This is a genomic window from Mesorhizobium sp. CNPSo 4661 (assembly GCF_057784215.1).
This window is the reverse complement of record NZ_JBWGIO010000009.1, coordinates 307,620-330,396: the sequence shown is the minus strand read 5'-3', so window position 1 is coordinate 330,396 and position 22,777 is coordinate 307,620. Positions and strand designations below refer to the sequence as shown.

Annotated in this window: 22 protein-coding genes; 6 read left to right on the top strand and 16 right to left on the bottom strand. The window is 64.2% G+C overall.

The features are described from left to right. The 4 genes from AC0YKC_RS16135 to AC0YKC_RS16120 all read left to right on the top strand — a co-directional run bounded on the left by AC0YKC_RS16135 (position 1) and on the right by AC0YKC_RS16120 (position 2,546). A complete protein-coding gene (locus tag AC0YKC_RS16135) occupies positions 1-576 on the top strand; it encodes a carboxymuconolactone decarboxylase family protein (RefSeq protein ID WP_488511748.1) in 576 nt (191 codons plus the stop codon). Between the two features lie 112 nt (positions 577-688). Continuing rightward, positions 689-1,105 (top strand): carboxymuconolactone decarboxylase family protein, encoded by a 417-nt coding sequence (locus AC0YKC_RS16130; RefSeq protein ID WP_488511747.1) that lies wholly within the window; start codon positions 689-691, stop codon positions 1,103-1,105. A gap of 107 nt (positions 1,106-1,212) precedes the next feature. Then, complete coding sequence (locus AC0YKC_RS16125; RefSeq protein ID WP_488511746.1) at positions 1,213-1,542, top strand: hypothetical protein; 330 nt, start codon at positions 1,213-1,215, stop codon at positions 1,540-1,542. A 77-nt stretch (positions 1,543-1,619) separates the two neighbouring features. Beyond that, positions 1,620-2,546: an alanine--tRNA ligase-related protein gene (locus AC0YKC_RS16120; protein ID WP_488511745.1), complete on the top strand. Its 927-nt coding sequence runs from the start codon at positions 1,620-1,622 to the stop codon at positions 2,544-2,546. A gap of 550 nt (positions 2,547-3,096) precedes the next feature. Here the strand turns inward: AC0YKC_RS16120 and AC0YKC_RS16115 are convergent. The 14 genes from AC0YKC_RS16115 to AC0YKC_RS16050 all read right to left on the bottom strand — a co-directional run bounded on the left by AC0YKC_RS16115 (position 3,097) and on the right by AC0YKC_RS16050 (position 17,984). Continuing rightward, positions 3,097-3,909: an NAD-dependent epimerase/dehydratase family protein gene (locus AC0YKC_RS16115; protein WP_320297017.1), complete on the bottom strand. Its 813-nt coding sequence runs from the start codon at positions 3,907-3,909 to the stop codon at positions 3,097-3,099. Between the two features lie 3 nt (positions 3,910-3,912). Beyond that, complete coding sequence (locus AC0YKC_RS16110) at positions 3,913-5,115, bottom strand: pyridoxal phosphate-dependent aminotransferase (protein WP_488511744.1); 1,203 nt, start codon at positions 5,113-5,115, stop codon at positions 3,913-3,915. Next, a complete protein-coding gene (locus AC0YKC_RS16105; protein WP_488511743.1) occupies positions 5,115-6,731 on the bottom strand; it encodes a hydantoinase B/oxoprolinase family protein in 1,617 nt (538 codons plus the stop codon). Before AC0YKC_RS16105 ends, AC0YKC_RS16110 begins: the two co-directional genes overlap by 1 nt. Then, complete coding sequence (locus tag AC0YKC_RS16100; RefSeq protein ID WP_488511742.1) at positions 6,728-8,824, bottom strand: hydantoinase/oxoprolinase family protein; 2,097 nt, start codon at positions 8,822-8,824, stop codon at positions 6,728-6,730. Before AC0YKC_RS16100 ends, AC0YKC_RS16105 begins: the two co-directional genes overlap by 4 nt. Continuing rightward, entirely contained in the window at positions 8,821-10,491 is a 1,671-nt protein-coding gene (locus AC0YKC_RS16095; RefSeq protein ID WP_488511741.1) for a thiamine pyrophosphate-binding protein, read from the bottom strand. The genes AC0YKC_RS16100 and AC0YKC_RS16095 overlap by 4 nt, the downstream gene beginning before the upstream one ends. A 213-nt stretch (positions 10,492-10,704) precedes the next feature. Beyond that, the gene (locus AC0YKC_RS16090) at positions 10,705-12,108 is read right to left on the bottom strand and encodes an FAD-binding oxidoreductase (protein WP_488511740.1); all 1,404 of its coding nucleotides are present in this window, start codon (positions 12,106-12,108) and stop codon (positions 10,705-10,707) included. A 174-nt stretch (positions 12,109-12,282) separates the two neighbouring features. Next, a complete protein-coding gene (locus tag AC0YKC_RS16085; protein ID WP_488511739.1) occupies positions 12,283-13,230 on the bottom strand; it encodes a LysR substrate-binding domain-containing protein in 948 nt (315 codons plus the stop codon). A 77-nt stretch (positions 13,231-13,307) separates the two neighbouring features. Continuing rightward, entirely contained in the window at positions 13,308-14,057 is a 750-nt protein-coding gene (locus tag AC0YKC_RS16080) for an SDR family NAD(P)-dependent oxidoreductase (RefSeq protein WP_488511738.1), read from the bottom strand. Positions 14,058-14,068: 11 nt separating this feature from the next. Continuing rightward, the gene (locus AC0YKC_RS16075; RefSeq protein WP_488511737.1) at positions 14,069-14,779 is read right to left on the bottom strand and encodes an SDR family oxidoreductase; all 711 of its coding nucleotides are present in this window, start codon (positions 14,777-14,779) and stop codon (positions 14,069-14,071) included. A 40-nt stretch (positions 14,780-14,819) separates the two neighbouring features. Beyond that, positions 14,820-15,059 (bottom strand): hypothetical protein, encoded by a 240-nt coding sequence (locus tag AC0YKC_RS16070; protein ID WP_488511736.1) that lies wholly within the window; start codon positions 15,057-15,059, stop codon positions 14,820-14,822. Positions 15,060-15,073: 14 nt separating this feature from the next. Continuing rightward, a complete protein-coding gene (locus AC0YKC_RS16065) occupies positions 15,074-15,862 on the bottom strand; it encodes a FadR/GntR family transcriptional regulator (protein WP_488511735.1) in 789 nt (262 codons plus the stop codon). A gap of 151 nt (positions 15,863-16,013) precedes the next feature. Then, positions 16,014-16,361 (bottom strand): RidA family protein, encoded by a 348-nt coding sequence (locus AC0YKC_RS16060; protein ID WP_488511734.1) that lies wholly within the window; start codon positions 16,359-16,361, stop codon positions 16,014-16,016. A gap of 11 nt (positions 16,362-16,372) precedes the next feature. Continuing rightward, entirely contained in the window at positions 16,373-17,179 is an 807-nt protein-coding gene (locus AC0YKC_RS16055; protein WP_434724107.1) for an SDR family NAD(P)-dependent oxidoreductase, read from the bottom strand. Next, positions 17,172-17,984 carry a shikimate dehydrogenase family protein gene (locus tag AC0YKC_RS16050; RefSeq protein WP_488511733.1) on the bottom strand — a complete coding sequence of 271 codons (813 nt, stop codon included), beginning with the start codon at positions 17,982-17,984 and terminating at the stop codon, positions 17,172-17,174. Before AC0YKC_RS16050 ends, AC0YKC_RS16055 begins: the two co-directional genes overlap by 8 nt. Positions 17,985-18,250: 266 nt before the next feature. On the opposite strand from AC0YKC_RS16050, the gene AC0YKC_RS16045 reads away from it, so the two are divergent. Together AC0YKC_RS16045 and AC0YKC_RS16040 are read left to right on the top strand one after the other, a co-directional pair. After that, complete coding sequence (locus tag AC0YKC_RS16045) at positions 18,251-19,015, top strand: HpcH/HpaI aldolase family protein (protein WP_488511732.1); 765 nt, start codon at positions 18,251-18,253, stop codon at positions 19,013-19,015. Between the two features lie 8 nt (positions 19,016-19,023). Then, complete coding sequence (locus AC0YKC_RS16040; RefSeq protein WP_488511731.1) at positions 19,024-20,241, top strand: NAD(P)/FAD-dependent oxidoreductase; 1,218 nt, start codon at positions 19,024-19,026, stop codon at positions 20,239-20,241. An 83-nt stretch (positions 20,242-20,324) separates the two neighbouring features. Here AC0YKC_RS16040 and AC0YKC_RS16035 read toward each other — a convergent pair whose 3' ends face one another. Together AC0YKC_RS16035 and AC0YKC_RS16030 are read right to left on the bottom strand one after the other, a co-directional pair. Beyond that, positions 20,325-21,680: a glutamine synthetase family protein gene (locus tag AC0YKC_RS16035; protein WP_488511730.1), complete on the bottom strand. Its 1,356-nt coding sequence runs from the start codon at positions 21,678-21,680 to the stop codon at positions 20,325-20,327. A 232-nt stretch (positions 21,681-21,912) separates the two neighbouring features. Continuing rightward, positions 21,913-22,611 carry a GntR family transcriptional regulator gene (locus AC0YKC_RS16030; protein WP_488511729.1) on the bottom strand — a complete coding sequence of 233 codons (699 nt, stop codon included), beginning with the start codon at positions 22,609-22,611 and terminating at the stop codon, positions 21,913-21,915. Positions 22,612-22,777: the final 166 nt, after the last annotated feature.

The following is a 22,777-nucleotide window of genomic DNA, read 5'->3' as shown; positions in this document are numbered from 1 at the left end:
ATGTCGAAAACCGGCATTGAGTGCCGACGACCCGGCGACGGGAGGAGGATGAGAATCATGCAACAGGGATTTGACTTCCAGACGGCGGAGAGCGCTTTCGATGCTGTGAATGCGATCCGGGCCCTGGAAGAGGCGGTCAAGAATTGCGGCTTCGAACAGAGCCTGATTGTGCTGGTGAAGATGCGTGCCTCCCAGATCAACGGCTGTGCCTGCCGCATCCATTCGCACATACGCAACGCCCGCTTGCATGGCGAGACGGAAGAGCGGCTTCGCGTGCTCCACGCCTGGCGTGATCCGGCAATGCCATTCAGCGCGCGCGAATGCGCCGCGCTCGCCTGGACGGAGGCTCTGACCGCGCTGTCCACGACGCACGTGACCGATGCCATCCACCAGCAAGCCCGGGAACAATTCGATCGCGACGAACTCGCCAAGCTGACCTTGCTCGTCGGCACGACCAATCTCTGGGATCGTCTCGCCATCGGCTTCCGATCGGTTCTCCATGCAGCCGGGGAGACGTGTTCCGACGCCCGCTCAACGGGTTGCACATGCAGCGCCACGATCGTCCTGTCGATGTGAGATACGCAGCGACGGTGAAAACAGCCCGCGCCAAGTCGTACATGAAGATCGGCCTGGACCGAGTGAGCGATCATTGCCCAACTTTCTCTTCGAATGAAAAAGGAGACCAGCCATGATTTCCAACCCCGAACTACGCCAGCGCGGGCTGGCTTATTTCGAGCGGCTGTTCGGAGCCGGAGCCGGCGAGGCTCTTGTGCGCGACATGGAAGACCTTTGTCCGGACTTCACGGACATGTCTATAGAATGGGCCATTGGCGGCATCACCACCCGCCCCGGTCTCGGTTACGTCACCCGTGAACTCGTGGTGATCGCTTCGTGCGTCACACTGGGGCACACCGTCACGCAATTGCGGGCGCATACTCAAGCCGCGCTCAGGGCGGGCGCAACGCGCGAGGAAATCGTCGAAGCGATCCTGCAACTTACTTTCTACGCCGGAGGGGCCGCGGTTCGAAATGCGCTGGTCCATGTGAAGGACATACTCAATGGCGCCGTCGATGATGCGGATGAACCGCAAGCGCTTCGCCCTTAAGCGTTCGCTCCATGGAGGTAATCGGCACCAGCTCTGCGAGAGCGGCGCGGTTGTTTTTCCAACCTGTTGTGCCAGCAAATAGAGAAGAAGAAAGGAAGGAGATAAGCATGCAATTCATAGTCCTGACCCGCCGCCGAACCGAGGCTTTCCACCAAGGCGAATACACCCCGAAGCGGCTTGAGGCAGAGGCGGAAGCAGTGCGCCGGCTATACATGGACGGCTTGGTCGTCAGATCTGGCCTCGCGGTGACATCGGCGGCCCATGTCTTCTCACGGAAGCCCCCCTCGAGCGAGGACGTGACCGCAGCCTTCAGCGGGCTGCCTGCATTTGCGGCAGGGATGCAGGAAGCGGTGGCGATCGTACCATTGCGGCCATATCGGGGCTTCAGCCCAAGGGTTGACCTTGGCGGATCTGGCAGCCCGTTGCAGCAGGATTGATATGAAGATCAGGGCGATGTCAGAACGGCCGCCCAGCTTATCCGAGGATTAGGTCAGGGAAGGCGCTGTCCCTCGGCTTGCTGATCGAGATAGGCGTTGCTATTTTTCCAGAAGGCACACGAACAGCTAAGGAGGTTGCCTATGTCACCGCGGGACGCCTGATCCGGCGATATCAAGACTTCTGCCTTTCAAAGGGCATCAATTTCACACGTTTTGAATCCGTACAGCCGCACGACGAAACCACGCTTTTCTGCAGCGCTGGAATGCAGCAGTACAAATCGTTCTTCTCGGATCCCTCCTACATTGGAACCGTCGCCAACAGCCAGGCTTGCTTGCGCATGGGCGACCTCGACGAGATCGGAGACGGAACCCACTTTCTCCATTTCAACATGCTCGGCCTTTTCTCCTTCAGGGAGATGACCGTCGGCGAAGCAATAGATTTCTGGCTCGAGTTTCTGGAAACGCTCGGGCTGGTTCCAGATCACGTGACCATTCATCCGGACCGACTGACCGAATGGAGCCCGCTCTATCGCGGGCGCGTGCCGATTATCCCGGATTCGGAATGCACGTGGAGCGATGGCAGTATCAGTGGATACTGCACGGAGTTCCACAAGGGTGTGGTCGAGATCGGAAACATCGTCAATCCGCTCGGGACCTGCATCGACGCCGGCTTCGGCCTTGAGCGCCTCGACATGATCGTCAACGGCATCCCGGCAGACAACGCCCTCACCACGTTGCGCGATACAGCGATGAAAGTGATCGAAAGCGGATATCGGCCTGGCAACAAGGAGCAGGGATACGTTCTGCGAAAGCTGCTTCGCCGCATTTACGTGATGGGCGGCATGCTGGAGCACCCCTTCTTTGAGGAAGAAATTGCACGCCAGAAGGGGTTTCGCGCCAAGTACCTACGGCTTCGTGATCGGCATGGCGACAAAAGTCCAGATTGGTGGTTCGACACGCACGGAATCGATGTTGCAGAAATGCGCCATTTGGATCGCGGGTGAAAGATTGACTGCACTTGGACGAATGCCGCTGCCTCGACAGAGGCGGCGGCATGATGACAAAAGCGGGTTGCCCTACAGGGGTTTTCCTTTGACCCAAAAGGAGAACGACAGAATGTTAGGAACGATGGTAGCGGGAGAGGGCTACCGCCAATACAGCGCTGCAACCGAGTTCGTCTGTTGAAAGGACTTCGCAAGCGAGGGCAGCAGATCGAAATCCGGTCCCCGCAACCAAACTTCAAAAACGGCCCGCCTCGCGCGGGCCGTTTTGCTTTGTGCTCCCAGGGCCGGCGATTTTATCCTGCATCAGCGGCCCGCAAGGAGGGCAAGCCGACGCCGTGCGACAAAAAGCCAATCCTGTCCCTAAAACCAAATATAACCCCCGCCGCGCGCCGGCGTTCTCGTAGCCAGCCCTGAGAGGCCAAGCCGGCGCCGGCCCCACAAGACAAAAACCAGTGCCGCTCCCCAAAACCAGCTTCCATTGAAAACGCCGGCAACTCAACGAGTTGCCGGCGTTTTGCTTTCGTGACGCGGTTCCGCTCAGACGAGATGTTCAGGCGGGCTTGTCGTCGGGGTGGCCAAGCTCGCAGAACCAGCCGCCGAGATATTTCACCGAGGGCTTGTTCGGATCGGGAACAGGGGTCTTGGCCTCGACCGCGGCGCGAAATGGCTCGGCGCTGTCCTGCGGGATGAATCCCAGATGGTCCGCGCCGCTGTTGTCGACCATCTTCAGCTTGTTGTTGGAAATGCCGAAGGAGATCGTGTGGCCGACACGCGGCGCGGTCAGCGAGGCCTCGACCAGGCGCACGCAGTCGGCGAAGGAAAGATAGGACCACAGCATGCGGCGATCGGCGGGTTCCGGGAAGGACGAGAAGATGCGCAGGCACACCGTCTCGATGCCGAACTTGTCCCAGTAGAGCCGGCTGAGGCTCTCGACGAAATTCTTCGACACGCCATAGAGGCTGTCGGGGCGCACTGGCGCGTCGACGCCGATATGCGCCTCGATCTCGTGATAGCCGATGGCATGCACCGAGGAGGCGTAGATGACGCGCTTCACGCCGTGTTTCCGGGCGCCTTCATAGATGTGGTAGGAGCCGCGGATACTGGAATCGAGGATGGTCTGCCATTCGCATTCGAGCGGCGCGCCGCCGAAATGCACGATCGCGTCGCAGTCCTTGGTGGCCGCGATCGTGGCTTCCATGTCGGCGAGATCGAACACCGCTTCCTCTTCGTGCGGCGCTAGATCGCCGAACGGTTCGCGTCCAGCCAGGCGAATCGTCTTGGCCAGCGGCGCCAGCCCTTTGCGCAGCTGCGAGCCGAGCCGGCCGGCGGCGCCCGTGATCAGGATACGTTCGTACTGCGGCATCACTTACTCCACTTGCGCGACGGCGGCATTGATCCGCGCGATCGCCTCGGTCAGCACCTCTTCGCTGGTCGCGGTCGAGATGCGGAAATAGGGTGATAGTCCATAGGCGACGCCGGGCACCGACGCCACCCGGCCTTCGTTCAGAAGGTAATTCGCCACGGCCGCGTCGTCCTCCAGCACGACGCCCTTGGGTGTCTTGCGGCCGATCACGCTGGCGCAGCCGATATAGGCATAGAAGGCGCCTTCCGGCGGCGAGAGCGTGAGCCCGTTGATCTTGCGGATGCCGTCCACGACAAGATCGCGGCGCCTCTCGAACGCCTGGCGGAAGCGCGCGACCTCATCCTGCGGGCCGTTGAGCGCGGCGACCGTCGCGGCTTGAGCGATCGAGCACACGGAAGTGCAGGACTGGCTCTGGATCGTCGACATCGCCTTGACCAGCGGCGCGGGCCCGGCTGCATAGCCGACGCGCCAGCCGGTCATCGCATAGGATTTCGAGACGCCGTTGACGATCAGCGTGCGGTCCTTGAGCTCGGGGCACGCCTTGCCGAAGGAAACGAACGCGCGTCCGTCGAACAGGATGTGCTCGTAGATCTCGTCGGACAGGATGAGCACCTGCGGATGCTTCGCCAGCACCGCGCCCAGCGCCTTGAGATCGGACTGAGAATAAACGGCGCCGGACGGGTTGCCCGGCATATTGAGGAACAGCCACTTCGTCCTCGGCGTGATCGCCTTTTCCAGTAGCGCCGGCGTCAGCCGGAAGCCGGTGGTCTCAGGGCATTCCACGACGACCGGCGTTCCGCCGAGAAGCTTCACCATTTCAGGGTAGGACACGAAGTAGGGCGCTGGCAGGATTGCCTCGTCGCCGGCCTCGAGCGTCGCCATCAGCGCGTTGAAGATGATCTGCTTGGCGCCGTTGGCGACGACGACGTCGTCGGCCGTGTAGTCCAGCCCGTTCTCGCGCCGGAATTTTCCCGCGATGGCTTCGCGCACTTCGGCCGTGCCGGCCGCAGCCGTGTAGAGCGTCTGGCCGGCCTTGGCGGCGAAATGAGCGGCATCGATGATATGATGCGGTGTCGGGAAATCGGGCTCGCCCAGGCCGAGATCGATCACGTCCACGCCTTTGGCGCGCAATGCCTTGGCGGCTTGCGAGGCCGCCATCGATGCCGAGGGCTTCACCACCGAGAGGCGCGAGGCAATGTAGCTCATCAGTCGTTCTCCGTGATGTAGCCCTTGGATCGGTCATTGGCTCGCGCGGCCGCGTTGCGTTCGGCCGGATCGCCATAGCCGCCGCCGCCCGGCAGTTCCAGGATCAGCCGGCGTCCCGCCGGCACATGCTGCCAGCCCTTGGGGCGCATCTTCGTGCCGTCGTCGAGCTTGACGACGCCGGCAACGCCTGGCCCGCCGCCCTCGCGGCCATGGGCCGGATGATTGACGCGATCGAACATGGCCGAAAAGTCGAATTCGTGGCCGTCGGTCGCGGCGATCTCGATGATCTGTCCCAGGCCGCCGCGGAATTCCCCGTCGCCGCCGGAATTGGGCCGCAGCTCCTTGCGCCAGATGACGATCGGGCCGGTATGCTCGGTCGCCTCGATCGGCATGGTGTGGACGCCGGATGGGAAGGCCGTCGCCGAGAGGCCGTCGAGCTCGGGGCGGGCGCCCATGCCGCCGGAGTTGAACATCAGCACCTCGGCGCGACGTCCGGATTCGCCGGCGACAGGACGCGCCGAAATATGGATGTTCCAGAGCGCGCCGGCGCCTTCGGCGAGAATCTTTCCGGGCAACGCCTTGGCGAAGGCGCCCAGCACGAGGTCGGGAACCATGTGGCCGAAAATATGCCTGAGCGCCACCGGCGCCGGCCGCACCGCATTCAGGATGTTGATCGGTGAGGACACGGTGAAGAAGGCGAGCGAGGCGGCATTGTTGGGAATGTCGGGCGCCACCATGCATTTCAGCGCATAGCAGGCATAGGCCTTGCTGTAGATGATCGGGCAGTTGATGCCCCAGCGGCTCATCGGATCGGTGCCGGTGAAATCGACCTCGACATGGTCATCGCGTACCGAGACCGTGGCTGCAAGCTTGACCGGCTCGTCATAGCCGTCGGTCACCAGCTCATTCGACCAGCTTCCCTTCGGCAGCGCCTCGATGCGTTCCAGCATGGCGTCGCGGGTGCGCGAGAAGATGAAGTCGCCGAGCCCGTCTAGCGAAGTCAGGCCAATCTCCTTCATCATGTCGGTCAGGCGACGGTGGCCGACCTCGTTGCAGGCGGCCAGAGAATAGAAGTCGCCGACGACCTGGTTCGGCTCGCGGACATTGGCGCGCAGGATGCGGACGAGGTCGAGGTTGACCTTGCCCTTTTCCGCGAATTTCATGATGGGGATCTGGATGCCTTCCTCATAGACCGACTTGCCGTCGGCGCCGAAACCGCGCCCGCCGACATCGACGACATGCGCCGTGCAGGCGAAGAAGGCGACGAGCTCGCCGTTGAGGAAGGACGGCGACACCATGGTGATGTCATGCAGGTGGCCGGTGCCGAGCCAAGGGTCGTTGGTGACATAGGTGTCGCCTTCGAACATCTCCTCGCGCGGTATTGCGTTCATGAAATGCAGCACGGCTTCGGCCATGGTGTTGACGTGGCCGGGTGTGCCGGTCACCGCCTGCGCCAGCATCTGGCCGCGCGGGTCGAACACGCCAGCCGACAGGTCGCCGGATTCGCGCACAGAGGTCGAGAAGGCAGTGCGCAGCAAGGTCAGCGCCTGCTCCTCGACCACCGAGATCAACCGGTTCCACATGACCTGCATGCGGATTTCGCCAATATCGCTCATGCCTGGCTGCCTTTGCGGATCAGGAGGATCGCGCCCTCGCTCTGGATGACGGCGTCGAAGCTGGTGGTGACGACGGTGGACGTCTCGCGCTCGACGATGACGGCAGGCCCCGCCACGCCGTCGCCGGCGCAGAGCGTGTCGCGCTCGACGATGCCATAAGTTCGCGAGGCGCCGCTGACCGGGTCGAAGATCTCGCGCGTCGTTGCCGGCTCGGTTGTCTTCTTGCCTTTGGTCAATTCATGCCTCGCTACGGCAGGCCGAACGTCGGTGGCCTTGACCGACCAGGTGACGATCTCGATCTCCAGCCCGTCGAGGCCTTCGATGGCGCGGCCGAAGAAGCGCTGGTAGTTCGTCTCGAACAGGTCCTTGAGCTTTGCCACGGCATCGTCGCCGAACGGCTCGTCCGCCAGCGGCACGGGGATTTCCCAGCCTTGGCCGGCATAGCGCATGAAGGCCGTGATCTCGCAGACGATTTTTCCGCTGGCGCCGGTGCGCACGAAGCCCTCGGCGGAGGCTTTGAGGTCGGCGAGCAGGGCATTCACGTCGGCCGCCTTGAAGCGGGACAGGCGCGTCAGCTTCGAGGCCAGCGCCTCGTAGCCGAACGGCGCCTTGAGGAAGCCGATCGCCGACCCGACGCCGGCGCCGCGCGGTACGATGCACTGGTCGATGCCGAGCTTTTCGCAGAGCCTCGCGGCGTGGAGGGGGGCCGCGCCGCCAAAGGCGATCATCAGATTGTCGGAAATGTTCTTGCCGTTCTCCACGGCGTGGACGCGCGCGGCATTGGCCATGTTCTCGTCGACCACCTCGCAGATGCCGAAGGCCGTCGCCATGGCGTTCAGCGACAGGCGCTCGCCGACATCGCGCAGGATCGCCTGTTCGGACGCCGCCGTGTCGAGCTTGATCGCACCGCCGGCGAAATTGTCGGGATCGAGCTTGCCGAGCACCAGGTCGGCGTCGGTGATCGCCGGGCGCTTGCCGCCGCGGCCGTAGCAGGCAGGGCCGGGTTCCGAGCCCGCGCTTTCCGGCCCGGTCTGGATGCGGCCCATGGCGTCGACCCAGGCGATAGAGCCGCCGCCGGCGCCGATCTCGATCATCTCGATCACCGGAATGGAGATCGGCATGCCCGAGCCCTTCGAGAAGCGATAGGTGCGCGCGACCTCGAAGGTCCGCGCCGTGCGCGGCGCATAGTCCTCGATCAGGCAGATTTTTGCGGTGGTTCCGCCCATGTCGTAGGAGACGACCTTTTCGAGCCCGAAGCGTCGGGCGATGTCGGCGGCGAAGATGGCGCCGCCAGCAGGGCCGGACTCGACCAGCCGTACAGGGAATTCCGAAGCGGTTTCCACCGAGATCAGGCCACCGCCGGAATGGATCATGAAGACCGGGCAGTCGGCGCCCATATCCTTCAGCCGCGTCTGCAGGCGGGCGAGATAGTCGGCCATCTGCGGCCGAACATAGGCGTTGGCGCAGACCGTGTTGAAGCGCTCGAACTCGCGCATTTGCGGCGAGACCTCGGCGCTGATCGATATCGGTATGGTGAGTTTGTGAGCGAGGATCTGGCGGGCGCGGCGCTCGTGGTCGGGGTTGGCGTAGGCATGGATGAAGCCGATCGCCACCGAGCCGAAATTGCCGGCAGCGATGCGATCGGCGATCTCCTCGAGCGCGGTCTCGTCGAGCGGCTGCAGTTCCTGCCCCTCGGCGCCGATGCGGCCCTTGACCGTGAAGCGGTCCTCGCGCGGGATCAGCGGCGTCGGCAGCTGCAGGTTCAAATCATATTGCTCGAAGCGGTTCTCCGTCCGCATCTCGATCACATCGCGAAAACCTTCCGTCGTGACCAGCGCGGTCCTGGCGCCGCGCCGCTCGATCAGCGCGTTGGTGGCGAGCGTCGTGCCATGAATGATGATGCCGATCTCGGCCGTCGAAATTCCGGCATCGCGGATGACCACGTCGATGCCGTCGAGGATCGCCTGCTCGGGCGCGGCATAATTGGTCAGCACCTTGGTCGAGAACATCGTTCCCCTGACATCGAGCGCGATGTCGGTGAAGGTGCCGCCGATGTCCGCGCCGAGACGGATGTCGTCTGATCTGGAGGTCATGCCTTGGCCTTCTGCGAAGCGAGCGCGGCGTCGCGCATCTGGGAGAGGGTCTGCCGGGGCGTCAGCGCTTCGGGCGAGATGGCGATGTCAAGCACGGCACCGGTCGCCGACTGCAGCGCCCGTTCGAACGCCGCCGCGAAATCCCCAGTGGTTTCGACGCGCTCGGCGTGAAAGCCATAGGCCTTCGCCAGCGCCACGAAGTCGGGGTTTTCCAGCGAGGTGCCGGAGACGCGGGCCGGATAGTTGCGCTCCTGATGCGCGCGGATCGTGCCGTAGATGCCGTTGTTGATGATGAGCACGATCGGCTGCGCGCCGGCCTGCATGGCGGTGCCGAGCTCCTGGCAATTCATCTGGAAGTCGCCGTCGCCGGCAAAGCAGACCACCGTGCGGTTCGGATAGGCAACCTTCGCGGCAACTGCCGCCGGCAGGCCGTAGCCCATCGCGCCGGATTGCGGGGCAAGCAGCCGCGCCTTCGGCCCGAACTTGAAGAACTTGTTCGGCCACACGGTGAAATTGCCGGCGCCGTTGGTGAGGATGATGTCGGCCGGCAAGGTCTCGCGCAGCCAGGCAGTGACCGCGACCATGTCGACGGGACCGGGCTGGACGGGCGCCGCGAACGTGCCTTCATAGGCCTTGCGCGCCGCCGCGCGCCAGTCGGCCCAGCCACCCTTTACCGGGGACAGGGCCTTGGCGAAGGCATTCGGGCCGGCATGGATGCCGATCGCGGGCACGTAGATCTTGCCAATCTCGCGGTCGGAGCCATGGACATGGATCAGCTTTTGGCGCGGCACCGGAACGTCGAGCAACGTGTAGCCGTCCGTCGTCATCTCGCCGAAGCGGACATTGACGGCCAGGATCACGTCCGCATCGCGGATCAGCGTCTTGACATGCGCCACCATGCCGACGCCCGCTTCGCCGACGAAGACCGGCGAATGATTGTCGAACTGGTCCTGGTAGCGGAAGGCGGCAATGACGGGGATGTCTGAAGCCTCGGCGAAGGCCTGGAGCGCGGCGCGTCCATCCGCCGTCCAGTTGGCCCCACCCATCAGCAGCACCGGCTTCTCGGCCGCGGCCAGCATATTCAGCGCCGACGCAATGGCATCCTGCGACGGAGCGGCTTCGAAAATCGAAGCAGGGCCGCTGAGCGGCGCGGCCTCGGTCATGGTCGTCAGCATGTCTTCGGGCAGTGCGACGACGACGGGGCCGGGCCGGCCGGTCAAGGCGGTGGTCCAGGCGCGCGCCACGATCTCGGGAAGGCGCGCGACGTCGTCGATCTCGACCGCCCATTTTGCGACGGTCCCGTAGACCGCCCGGTAGTCGATCTCCTGGAAGGCTTCGCGGCCCTTCATGTCGGTGCCGACCTGGCCGACGAACAGGATCATCGGCGAAGAGTCCTGCATCGCGGTATGCACACCGATGCTGGCATTGGTCACGCCCGGGCCGCGGGTCACGAAGCAGATGCCCGGCGAGCCGGTGAGCTTGCCATAGGCCGAGGCCATGAAAGCCGCGCCGCCTTCGTTGCGGCAAAGCACATAGTCGAGCTTGCCATGCGTGTCATGCAGCGCGTCGAGGACGGCGAGATAGCTCTCGCCGGGAACGCCGAAGCTCTTGGTGACACCCAAGGCAATGAGGCACTCGACAAGAAGGCGACCGCCATTGCGGACCATGCTTCGGCATCCTCCTGGATCAGGATGACGTTTCGCCATCCTGATCCAACTCTTTGTTGGAGCATGGTCTTCTCCGAAAACCGGTCCCCACTTTTCGGGATCATGCTCTAAAGCTGGCGGCAAACGGACCGGGCCTGCCCTTGAAACTATACCTGCACCGCGGCGGGCCGGCGCGAAATCAAGAAATGCGATCGATAGGAAAGTTTTTCTTTGCTATGGAGTCCGGACCAAGACACCGGGGTTCATCGTCCCTTGCGGATCGAATGCGCGTTTGAGCCGGGCCATGAGGGCCCGCTCGGTTGAGCTGCGGTTACGGTCGGCCATGGCGATCTTGGCGCGGCCGAGCCCGTGCTCGGCGGCAAAGCTGCCGCCCATGCCAGTGGCCAAAGCAGCCAGCGCCTCGGCGAACGCCGCGCCCTTGCCGTCGAAATCGGCGTGGCCTTCCGGCGGCGACAGATTGTAGTGGATGTTGCCGTCACCGAGATGGCCAAACGGGTTGATCCGCACGCCCGGAAGAATGTCGTGGCATAATTTCGCGCCGGCCTCGATGAAGCGCGCGATCGCGCCCGGCGGCACGGAGATGTCGTGCTTGAGCTGCTCGCCCTCCAGCCGCTGGCCCTCCGGCTGTTCTTCGCGCAGGCGCCAGAACTGCGCCCGTTGCGCGCCCGAATTGGCCAGCGCGCCGTCAACGACCATGCCTTGCTCCATGCCCCATTCCAGCGCCGAAGACAGGATCTCGTCGAGAGGGACGCGCGTCGAGCCCGACGCTATCTCGACGAGCAGATAGACGTCGCCCCTTGTCTCCAGCTGATAGGCAAGATCCGGCAGATGCTTGAGCGCGAGCGTCAGGCCGACATCCGAAAAGAACTCGAGGCTGGCGAGGAATTCTCCGGCCTCGCCGCGCAGGAAGGCGCCGAAGGACACGGCGGCGGCGAAATCGGACATCACCAAAAGCGCGCTCGCCTGCTGCTTTGGCGTGGGATAGAGCCTCAGCACCGCGCGCGTCACGATGCCGAGCGTGCCTTCCGAACCGCAGAACAGCTTGCGCAGCTGATAGCCGGCATTGTCCTTCTGCACCGCGCGAAGACCGTCCCACACCGTGCCGTCCGGCAGCACGACTTCGAGGCCGAGCACCAGATCCTGCATCATGCCGAAGCGAAACGCCTGGCTGCCGCCGGCATTGGTGCCGATCAGGCCGCCGATCCTGGCGCTGCCTTCGGCGCCGAGATGCATCGGAAACATCAGCCCATGCGGTTCCAGCGTCTCGTGCAGCGCGGCAAGCACGACGCCTGCGTCGACGATAATCGAGCCGCTGTCCAGGTCCGGTTCGCCGATCGCCGTCATGCGCGAAAGCGAGACGATCACCGCGTTCGCCTGATCGGCGACGGCGCCGCCGCACAGGCCCGTGTTCCCGCCTTGCGGGATCACCACTACGCCCGCCTCCCTGCATATGTTTACGACTGCCGCCACCTCAGCGGTGCTGGCAGGCCGGGCAACGCCAAGAGGCGCTACGCCGTAGCGGTCGAGCCAATCGCGGCGGTAGGGCTCGGCATCAGCGCCCGAAAGCCAGCCTTTCGGTCCGAGGATTGCCTGCAATGCGATAACGAGATCAGCCATCTGGGTACCTGAGATATCGGATGAGCCGCGTAATAGACAGTTGGGGCGTCCGGCTCAATGACCCAGGACCTGCGACAGGAATTGTCGCGTGCGCTCGCACTGTTGAGGTTGTTCCGTTTCTTGTTGTTGGAGCCCCGCAAGCGGTTGTCGGAGCCCGGTCTCGAAGCCCGCCTGTCAGTCGGAAAGCGGGGTCGGTTTCGGCAAGGAGAGCTTGAGGTCGCTGCGCCAATCTTCCTGGGCCAGCCATCGATGGAGCGCGGCCACCGCCTTGACGCGCAGGTGCCCGCGCGGGACGACGAGATAGAAGCCGGGGACTTCCTCCGGTTTCATATCGGCGATGGCGTCGCGGCCGATCGGCGCGACCAGCGCGCCGGAGCGGAAATCCTCCTCGGCGTCGATGACGGAGACCAGGCCGACGCCGATGCCTTGCAAGGTCGCCCGGCGCATGGTCGCCGCGTCGTCGAAGCTGATGCTGCGGTCGCCGTCGGTCAGCTCCACGCCGAGGTGCCGCAATATGTCCGGCCACAGGCGCTTCGACTTGACCGTGTCGAGCAGCGTGAACTTCGTCAGATCACGCGCCGAGTTGATCTTCTCGCCGATCGCCGGCGTGCAGCAGATGATCTTCGGGTCCGGCACCAGCAGCGTGACCTCGTAGTCGGGCCAGTTGCCGTAGCCCCACTGCACAGTCATATCGATGTCGTCGCGACCGAAGTCGGGCAGGTCGACCATTGTGGTCAGGCGCAGGTCCGCTCCCGGCAGCATTTCGCGGAACAGCGAAAGCCTCGGCAGCAGGTAATGCGTGGCGAAATACGGGCTCGCATTGAGGTTGATGCGGTCGCGGTAGTTCGACTTGGTGACGCGGCGCACGCCCTCGGAAAACTCGTCGAAGCCGGCCTTGACGTAGTGCGAGAGCAGGATCGCCGACTCGGTCAGTTCGATCGACCGGCCCTTGCGCTCGAACAGCGTCACTTGAAGCGTGTCTTCCAGGAGCTTGATCTGCTGCCCGACCGCCTGCGGCGTGACCAGGAGCTCGTCAGCCGCCTGCCGGAAGCTCTTGTGCTGCGCCACGGCGTGGAAGACGCGAAGCGCATTCAGCGAAGGAAGGCGAAGCTTGCCGGTCATGGTAGTTCCGCCCCCTTTCGTTCGAGCTCCGTCAGTCATGCACTGCCACATGCCGGCGCCGTCAGGCCGCCGAGACGCTACGCGTAGATGTAACCGCCTGAAACAATTACATTTTCGCCGGTCATGTAGGTGTTCCTGGGGCCACCCGTCATCAGCACCCATTCGGCGATCTCGGTGGGCTCGGCGCCGCGGCCGAGCGGGCTTGCCTTGGCCAGTTCCTCGAGGAAGCCGAGGGCCTTGGCCTTCTCGGTGGCCATGCCGGCCGGCGCCACGGAGTTCACCAGGATGCCGTCCTTGGCGACGTAGTGCGCGAAGGACCGCGTCAGGCTGACGACGGCTGCCTTCGTCGCGGCATAATGGGCGTTCTGCGGATGCGCCTTGAAGGCGTCGACGGAGGTGAGGTTCACGATCCGCCCGCGCACATGATCCTTCGGCTCTTGCGCCTGCATGTGGCGGACCGCCGCCACCATCATGTGGTAGGTGCCCTTGATGTTGATGCCGTTCGAGGCGTCCCAGTCGGCGTCGGTGATTTCGAGCAACGGTCGGCGCGGATAGATGGCGGCGCAGTTGATCAGCGTGTCGACGCGCCCGAGCTTGGCCACGATGGCGTCGAAGGCGGCATGGCACTGCGGGCCGACCTGGATGTCGCATGTGGCCGCCGCGGTCGGCAGGCCCTTGGCCTTCGCCGGCCCAAGCGCGCTCTCCGCCGCCTGCTGGTTGATGTCGATGATGCCGATCTTTGCCGCCCCGGCCTCGACAGCCATCTGGGCCAAAAGCGCGCCGAGGCCGGCGCCGCCGCCAACGATCAGAACGGAAAGTTCCTTCATTCCTGTTTTCCCTACTTGGTGCCGCTGGGCGAGGTCGGCCAGGTCGGCATGATGTCGAAACGGGTGACGTCGGCCCATGCCGGCAGCGCAAGCACGGCGACGACCATCCTGGCCACGTCGTCGGGCTGCACCACCTTGCTGGCGTACATGGCGGCGCGCGCCTTGGCGTCGAGGATGTCCTGGTAGAGCTGCGTCTCGACACGGCCGGCGACGATTTCGGTGACGCGCACGCCGGACGCGGAAAGGTCGGCGCGCAGCGCGCCGGCAAAGCCGGAGATTGCCGCCTTGGTGGCCGCATAGACGGCAATGTTGGAGAATGCGGCATGGCCCGCGACGGAGCCGGTGAACAATATGTGTCCCGACTGCCGCTCGCGCATCTGCGGCGCGACGAGGCGGGTGAGCAGGATCGCGGCGCTGAGATTCACCTCCAGCGTGGCGTCGATGTCGGCGATCTTCATGTCGGCGAAATTGCCGAGCGGCGGCATGATGCCGGCATTGTTGATCAGCACATCGATGGTGAGGTCCGCCAGCACCGATTCCAGCGCCTCGCGATCGGTGACGTCGACGGCGATGGGGACGATGCCCGGACGCTCGCCTTGCAGGGCTTTCAACGCCGCCTGGCTGCGGCCGACCGCATAGACCTCGTAGCCGGCGTCGCTCAGCGCGATCGCCATCGCTCGCCCTATGCCGCTCGTCGCTCCGGTGATGAAGGCTGTCGTCACTTGGGTTTTCCCATTTGCGGCTTCCCCATTTGCCTGGTTTTCAGTGTGCGGCGCGGGCCGGTGCCGCGAAACCAAGAAAACCAGCAAAAAGGAAAGATAAACTTTCGAAAGCCTTGCTGCCGACCGGAATATTCCAACATGCCTGCGCGGCGGCAAATGCAGACAACCCAAGGAAAACAACGCCTTCGGCGCGCGAGAGCGGGCCGTTGGCCGCAAACCGGGAAAAAACATGGCTTTCGCAAACGGCCGGCGGGCACGCAACGCCAGAGGCGAGCGACATCCAAGTCGGCCGAACTATCCGGCTGTCGGCAAGGGCTTTCTCAGCTCGGTGAAAAGCGAGGCGGCGGCTGCTTTCTGCTCGGCCTCGGTTGCCTCGATGCCGGAGGCTTTCGCCAGCGCGCGCACGCGCCCCAGGCTGTTCTGCAGATGCTTGCGCATCGCCTGGCGGGCCTTGCTTGCGTCCTGCCTTTCGATGGCATCGACGATCGCTTTGTGCTCGCTGTGGATGCGCGCGTAGTAGCTGTCCTTGAGCGCGGGCTCGACCACATAGCCGAGCTGGAATCGCGGCACGATCATCGGCCCGAGATAGCTCAGGAAGCCGTGGATGAATTCATTGCGCGCGGCCTTGGCGATCGCGAGGTGGAAATCATAGTCGTAGTGGATCTGGACGGCGGCGGGGTCTGCATGCTGGGCATCAATCTCATCCATCATGGCGCGGATGTCGCGTGCCTCCTTGTCGGTTCGCCGTTCCGCGCAGAGCCCGGCGGACTCGATTTCCACGCTCAGCCTCAATTCGAGCAAAGCGATGGTCTCCGGCAATGTCCGCAGAGCCTCGTCCGGAATCGAGAAATTGCGCGGCGCGGGCGTTTCGCTGACGAACATGCCGCGCCCCTGTTGCGGCACGACCATGCCCTCGGAGCGCAGCCGCGCCACCGCCTCGCGCACGACGGTGCGACTGACGTCGTATTCGGCGCAAAGCTCCGCCTCCGTCGGCAGTTGCGCGCCGGGCAGCAGCGATCCGGAGCGGATCTTTTCGGACAGGCTCTCCGCCACGACGGTGGAAAGCGGCTTGCGCTTCGTCATCAGTCTCCCCGCGAGCAATTCCAGGAAAAGTGTGTAACGGCTTTCCGTCCGGAATTGCGTAGAAACAAAGAGATAGAGCGGTTCGGCGTGTCCGTGAAACGCTGAAACGCTCGACCCAGATTCGGGATGATGCCCGAACCGACAGGACCATTCAAACCGCCGCGGTGACGATCAGTTCGACCAGCATGCCGGGCTTGGCCATCCGGCCTTCCCCGGAGGACCGCGCCGGCGCGTGCTCCTTCGGCATCCAGGCGTCCCAGACCGTGTTGACCTGGTCGAAATCGCGCACGTCGTCCAGCCACATCTGGACGTGGAGAATGCGCGTCTTGTCGGTGCCTGCCCTGGCGAGCAGCGCGTCGATCTTGCCGAGCACCTCGCGCATCTGGTCGGCCGCGGACTGGCCCGGTCGGGCGACCTGGCCGGTCAAATAGAGCGTGCCGTTGTGGATGACGCCGTGATGGATGCGGGTGTCGAAGTCGAAGCGTTGGATGTCGCTCACTTGTTTTTCTCTCAGATTGCCGGCGTCTGCCGGATGGGATTGCCTTGCAGGTACTGCGCGTAGGGCGCCTGCACGAGCCAGCCGGCATCGACCGGAAGCGTGACGCCGGTGATCGATGCGGCGCGGTCGGAGCAGAGGAACAAGGCTGCCTCGGCGACGTCGCGCGGTTCGACGAAGCGACGCAGCGCGGTGGTGGCCTGGATGGCTTGCGGGTTGCGCTCGCCCTTCTCGATCTTTGCTTTCAATCCATCCGACAGCGTGTAGCCAGGCGCCACGGCGTTGACGCGGACCCCATGCGGGCCGAGCTCGGCGGCCAGCATCTGCGTCAGCGCCAACACCGCATGCTTTCCCGGCGTGTAGGCCGGCAGCGACAGCGGCGCGAAGGAGGCGAGCGAGCCGACATTGAGGATCGCGCCGCAACCGGCGGCCGACATCAATCGGCCGAACACCTGGCAGCCAAGCAGCGTGCCGCGATAGTTGATGCGCCACATCCGCTCGTCTTCATCGAGGTCCTGGTCGAGGACGTGCTTGCCGCTCTGCAGGATGCCGGCGCAGTTGACCACGACATGCGGCGTGCCGAAGGCATTGCTGACATCTCGCGCCAACGCTTCGACCGAGGCGGGATCGGCGACATCGGTCTGCACGAAGATGGCGCTTGGCGCGCCGGCGCCCTCGCAAGCGCCTGCCGCTTCCTTGCCCCGAACGGCATCGCGGCCGGCGACGACCACCTGGTAGCCATCCCCGGCGAAGCGCTCGGCGATCGCGCGGCCGATGCCGGACGTGCCGCCGATGACGACGGCGGTCGGTGCGTCAGCCATGGCGGCGATCCTTCCGCTCTATGTCGAAGAATTCGGCCATGGCCTCGACCTGGAAATCCATCATCGGGCGTCCCGGCTGGATGCGGCAGCCAATCTGCTTCGCCGCCTTGAGCAGCGCCGTCTCGGCCGGCTCCATGATGATGTCGACGACAGTCATTTCCGACGTCAGCTTGCTCACATCCATCGGCAGCGGGTCGGCGGCCTTCAGCCCGGACGGCGTGGCGTTGATCGCCATATCCATGCCGGACGGATCGGGTTCCCCGACTTCGATGCGGCAGTTGGGGAAAGTCTTGTTGACCAGCGAAGCGAGCTTTTGCGCGCGTTCCCTGTCGATATCGGCCAGCCGGATTTCCGACGCGCCTTCCTCGGCAAGGCAGTAGGTCAGTGAAGCGCCGGCGCCGCCGGCGCCGACCTGAAGGATGCGCTTGCCGGCGATCCGGTGTCCGCCGGCCTTCAGTCCCTCGATGAAGCCGACGCCGTCGAAATTGTCGGCATACCAGGTGCCGTCCGCCTGCCGGCGCACGGAATTCGCGCTCTGCACGCGCGCGGCGCGGTCATGGGCGGCGGCGCATTTGTGGAAGACCGGGACCTTGTAGGGGACCGAGATGATTACGCCCCGGATGTTCTCGGCCGCCGTGATGCCGGCCCAGAACGTGTCGAAGTCCTCCGGGCGGCAGCTCAGCGGCACCATCAGGCTGTCGAGCCCCTTCTGCTCGAAGATCTCATTGAAGATGCCGGGGCTTTTCGCATGGCCCACGGGATGGGCCAGCATGACGAAAACATCGGCCTTGCCGGTTCCGCGCATCGGTTATTCCTTTCCGGTTGAGAGGTCGTGATGACTGAGGATTTCGAGGGCTCGAACGAGTGAAGAATGGTCGGCCTCCGCGCTTGCCCGGCATCGAGGAGATGCCGGCCATCGGCGCACCCATGACGCCAAGTCCGATGAAGCCGATTCTCATTAAGCAACTCCCATGCGGCGTCGGAACGCCTTGCAGCTCAAGTTCGACGTATGATATAGGACATCATACAAATTTCAATGCACCTTCTTCTCGGCTGGAGACCGATCGCAAAATGCAGGAGCGCGTCAATTCGCTGAAGGCGGCCATACAGGCCGGCCGGGCTCATATCGGCATCTGGTGCTCGCTGGCCTCCGCGCTCACCACCGAAGTCGTCGCAGGCTCCGGAGCGGGCTGGCTGCTTGTCGACGGCGAGCACAGCCCGAACGACCTGCGCAGCATCATGGCGCAGCTGCAGGTCGCGGCGGCGTTCCCCTGCGAGGCCGTGGTGCGCTTGCCATCCGACGATCCCAATCTGATCAAACAGGCGCTGGATGTCGGCGCCCGCAGCCTGATGATACCGAATGTGCGCACGGCCGAGCAGGCGCGCGCCATCGTCGCCGCGATGACCTATGCGCCGGACGGCTTTCGCGGCTTTTCGGTCGGCCACCGCGCCAACGCGTTCGGCCGCATCGCCGGTTATCACGCCAAGGCGCGCGAGCAGCAGTTGCTGGCGGTGCAGATCGAGGACGAGACCGGCGTGGCGAACGCCACCGAAATCGCAGCGGTGGATGGCGTCGACGTCCTGTTCGTCGGGCCGGGCGACCTTTCGACCAATATGGGCGCGATGGGCAATCCAGGCGCGGGCCATGTGCAGGAAGCGATATCGTCGGTGCGCAAGGCCGCCGCCTCGGCAGGCAAGGCCGGCGGCATCCTGGCTCCCGTGAAGGCCGATGCGGACCGCTACCTTGCCGACGGCTTCACCATGGTCGCGGTCGGCTCCGACATCGGCCTGCTGGCGCGGGGCTCGGACACCCTGGTCGCCTCGTTCAACCGGTAGGAACAGTCATGGCAATTCCCCCTTACAAGGCACCGTCGCGCAACGCTTATGACATCGTCATCGTCGGCGGCGCGGTCGTCGGTTCGTCGACGGCCTATTGGCTGAGCCAGGCTCTTGGCGACAAGGTCTCGATCCTCGTCGTCGAGCGCGACTCGAGCTACACCTTTTCTTCCACCGCCCTCTCAACCAGTGCGATCCGCCAGCAATATTCCAATCCGATCAATGTGAAGATCAGCCAGTTCGGCATCGAGATCATCCGTGGTTTTGCCGAGCGGATGGCGCCCTTCTACCCGAATGAGCCGGCGCCCGATCTCGGCTTCAAGGAGCACGGATATCTCTATTGCTGTTCCCCCGAGGGCGTGGAGGCGGCGCGCGAACGGGTCGACCTGCAGCGCAGCCTCGGCGCCCACACCGTCTTCCTCGAACCGGGGGCCTTGAAGGAGCGGTTTCCGTGGCTGAACGTCGACGATCTCGGCGGCGGTTCGTGGGGCTCCCGCGAAGAGGGTTGGTTCGATTCCATGGGCATGTTGAACGGCTTCCGCCGCGCGGCGCGCGGCAGCGGGGTCGAATATATCGACAATGCCGTGACGGCGCTGGATGTCGTTGACGGGCGGGTCGCCTCCGTCCGCCTCGCGACAGGCGATACGGTCGCTTGCGGCACGCTGGTCAATGCCGCCGGCCCGAGAGCGCAGCAGGTGGCCAGCATGGCCGGGCTATCCATTCCGGTCGCGCCCTACAAGCGCTACAGCTTCGTCTTCGCCAGCGCCAATCCGATCCCGGGCCGCATGCCCAATGTCATCGACCTTTCCGGCACATTCGTGCGACCGGAGGGCGAGCTCTTCCTGACCGGCAACACGCCGCAAGGCGACGGGCCGGCCGACTATGACGACTTCGAAATGCATTTCGAGGAGTTCGACGATTACATCTGGCCGGCGCTGTGGCACCGCATCCCAGCCTTTGACGCCTTGAAGGTCCAGACGAGCTGGACCGGCCATTACGAATACAACATGCTCGACCACAATGGCATTGTCGGCTTCCATCCCGAGGTGAGGAACTTCATGTTCGCCAACGGCTTTTCGGGGCACGGCTTGCAGCAGTCGCCGGCGGTCGGCCGGGCGGTGTCGGAACTGATCGTCCACGGCGCGTTCCAGACGCTGGACCTTTCGCCCTTCTGCTACGAAAGGATCCCGCGCAACGAACCGTTCCTCGAGGAAGCAGTGATCTAGAATCTTGGATATCGTTGCGTCAGATAACGGCTCGGGCCGTCGCCCTCTCCATCAATTTATGGCGGCCCATCTGTTGGCACACCTCAAACACTCTCGAGATAGGTCTCGATCTCGAAGTCGCTGACGTTGAGCGCGAACGTGTTCAGCTCCTGGCGCTTGCAGGCGATGAAGGCGTCGCGCAGCACATCCGGGAAGATCTCGGCGACGCGCGGACCCGCCTCGAAGGCGGCGATTGCGGAGGCCCAGTCGGGCGGCAGCTTGGCGAGCGTCAGTCCCTGGCCTTCGCCGCCGGTCGGCTCGCCTGGCGAGAGCTGGCGCTCGATGCCGATCAAGGCCGCGCCGAGGATCGCGGCCAGCACCAGATAGGGATTGGCGTCGGCGCCGGAAACGCGATGCTCGATGCGTCGCGCCGCCGACGGGCCGCCTGGAATGCGTATCGCCACCATGCGGTTCTCATAACCCCAGGCAACGGCGGTCGGCGCATAGGAACGCGGCCGCAGCCGGCGGTATGAATTGAAATGCGGCGCGAACACCAGCGTGCTCTCGGCCATCGCGGCAAGCAGGCCGCCGACCGCATGGCGCATGGTGTCGGAGCCCTGGTCCGAACCGTCGTCGAAGATGTTGCGGCCGTCCTTGTCGAGGACGCTGAAATGGACATGGAAGCCGTTGCCGGCGCGCTCGCCATAGGGCTTGGCCATGAAGCAGGCGGCGAAGCCATGCTTGCGGGCGATGCCCTTGACGGTGCGCTTGAAGAGCACGGCGTCGTCCGCGGCGCGCAGCGCGTCGGGGACGTGATTGAGGTTGATCTCGAACTGGCCGACACCGTTCTCGGCGATCGCGGTGTCGACCGGAATGTCCTGCATGCGGCAGGCTTCGTAGATATCGTGGATGAAGGCTTCGAAATCGTCGACCTCATCGATCGAAAGTGCGGCGTCGGAATCGAGACGCCGCCCGGTCACCGGCGAGACCGGCCCGACAGGCCGCTGCGACGTTGGATCGACAAGGTAGAATTCGAGCTCGGTCGCGGTGACGGGCGTCAGGCCGAGCGCGGCGTAGCGGTCGAGGATGCGGGCCAGCGCGCGGCGCGGGTCGCCGAGGTAGGGGGCGCCGCTATCATCGGCCAGCCAGAGCGGCAACAGCGCCGTCGGGTGCGCCGTCCAGTCGACCGGCAGTATGCCACGCCCCGTCCAATGGCAAAGCCCGTCGGCGTCGCCGGTCGAGAACACCTGGGCGTTGCCTTCGATGTCCTCGCCCCAAATGTCGAGGCCGATGGCCGAATAGGGCATGCGCAGCTTGCCTTCGAGCGCCTTGCGCGCCTGCTCGACCGGGATGCGCTTGCCGCGCATGATGCCGTTCAGGTCGCACACCGCCGCCCGCAGGCTCTGGATGTCCTTCCTGCTGTCCAACCACTTCAAGACGTCCGCAGTCGCATCGCTCAATTTCCAGCCCCTTTTTCTCTGGGTGCTGTAGCCCTGTCGGCTACGATATCCAATTTTCAGCTTGTGAGTTCGTGAAGGCCAGCGCGGCTGACGCCGGGCGGCTTTCCTTCATTTTTTCAAGTCACTAGCTGGGATATCGGGCGGCATTTCGGGTCCATATTGTGCGATCTGCGATCGCAACATAGCGGCCCGATCGACGAAAGCCAAGCCGGATTCGAAGCCGGCTCGCCTGTCAGTGCCGCAGTTCCGGGAACTTGACCTGACCAAGGATGTGGGTCGCGCCTTCGGTGATATCGCGCACGATCGCGGCCCGCGCCCTTTCGCCGTCACCGGCTTCGATCGCCGCCACGACCTCCTCGTGGTAGTCGATGCCGAGAATGCCGGCCAGGTCGTCCTCGAAGCCGATGTGCAGATTTCGCAGGAAAGGGCCGACCTGCATCCATACCGTCTCGATCAGGAAGATCATCTGCTCGTTGCCGCAATGGCGGTAGATCGAGAATTTGAAGTCATAGTTCTTGCGCAGATAGTTATCGATCCCGCCGCCGCGGGCGGCTTCGGTAAGCTCGGCGCAGCGGCGCCGGATCGCGCGCAGATTGTTGCCGTTGATGAGCTTCGTCGCGAGCTCGGTGGCCGTGCCTTCCAGGATCGTGCGCACGGCGGTCAGCTGCTGGAAGCGGTCGGCCGAAATCAGCGGCACCTCGACGCTGCCGTTCGGCATCGGACTCAGCGCCCTGAGCGCCTGCAGCCGCATGAAGGCGCTGCGCACCGGCATGTCGCTGGTGCCGAGCTCCTTGGCGAGCTTGCGCGAGGTCAGCTTCTGGCCAGGTTGGAGCTGCCCCGACATCAAGGCCCGCACGAGCTCCAGATAGACTTTCTCATGCAGCGGAACGGTATCGACAGCGGTCAGTCCGAATTGCGATTTGGCGGCCATTGGCGATGCGTTGCTTCACTCGTCCCGAAATCTGTTTCGTCACTCTATCCGCGATACGCGGAAGGCGGTTCTGGCCGCCGCACGATAGACGGTCAACGCACGCCGTCGCAAGCGAGAGCCCGCTTAATCGAGACGATGACGCTATCTCCCGCGATCGACGCCATTG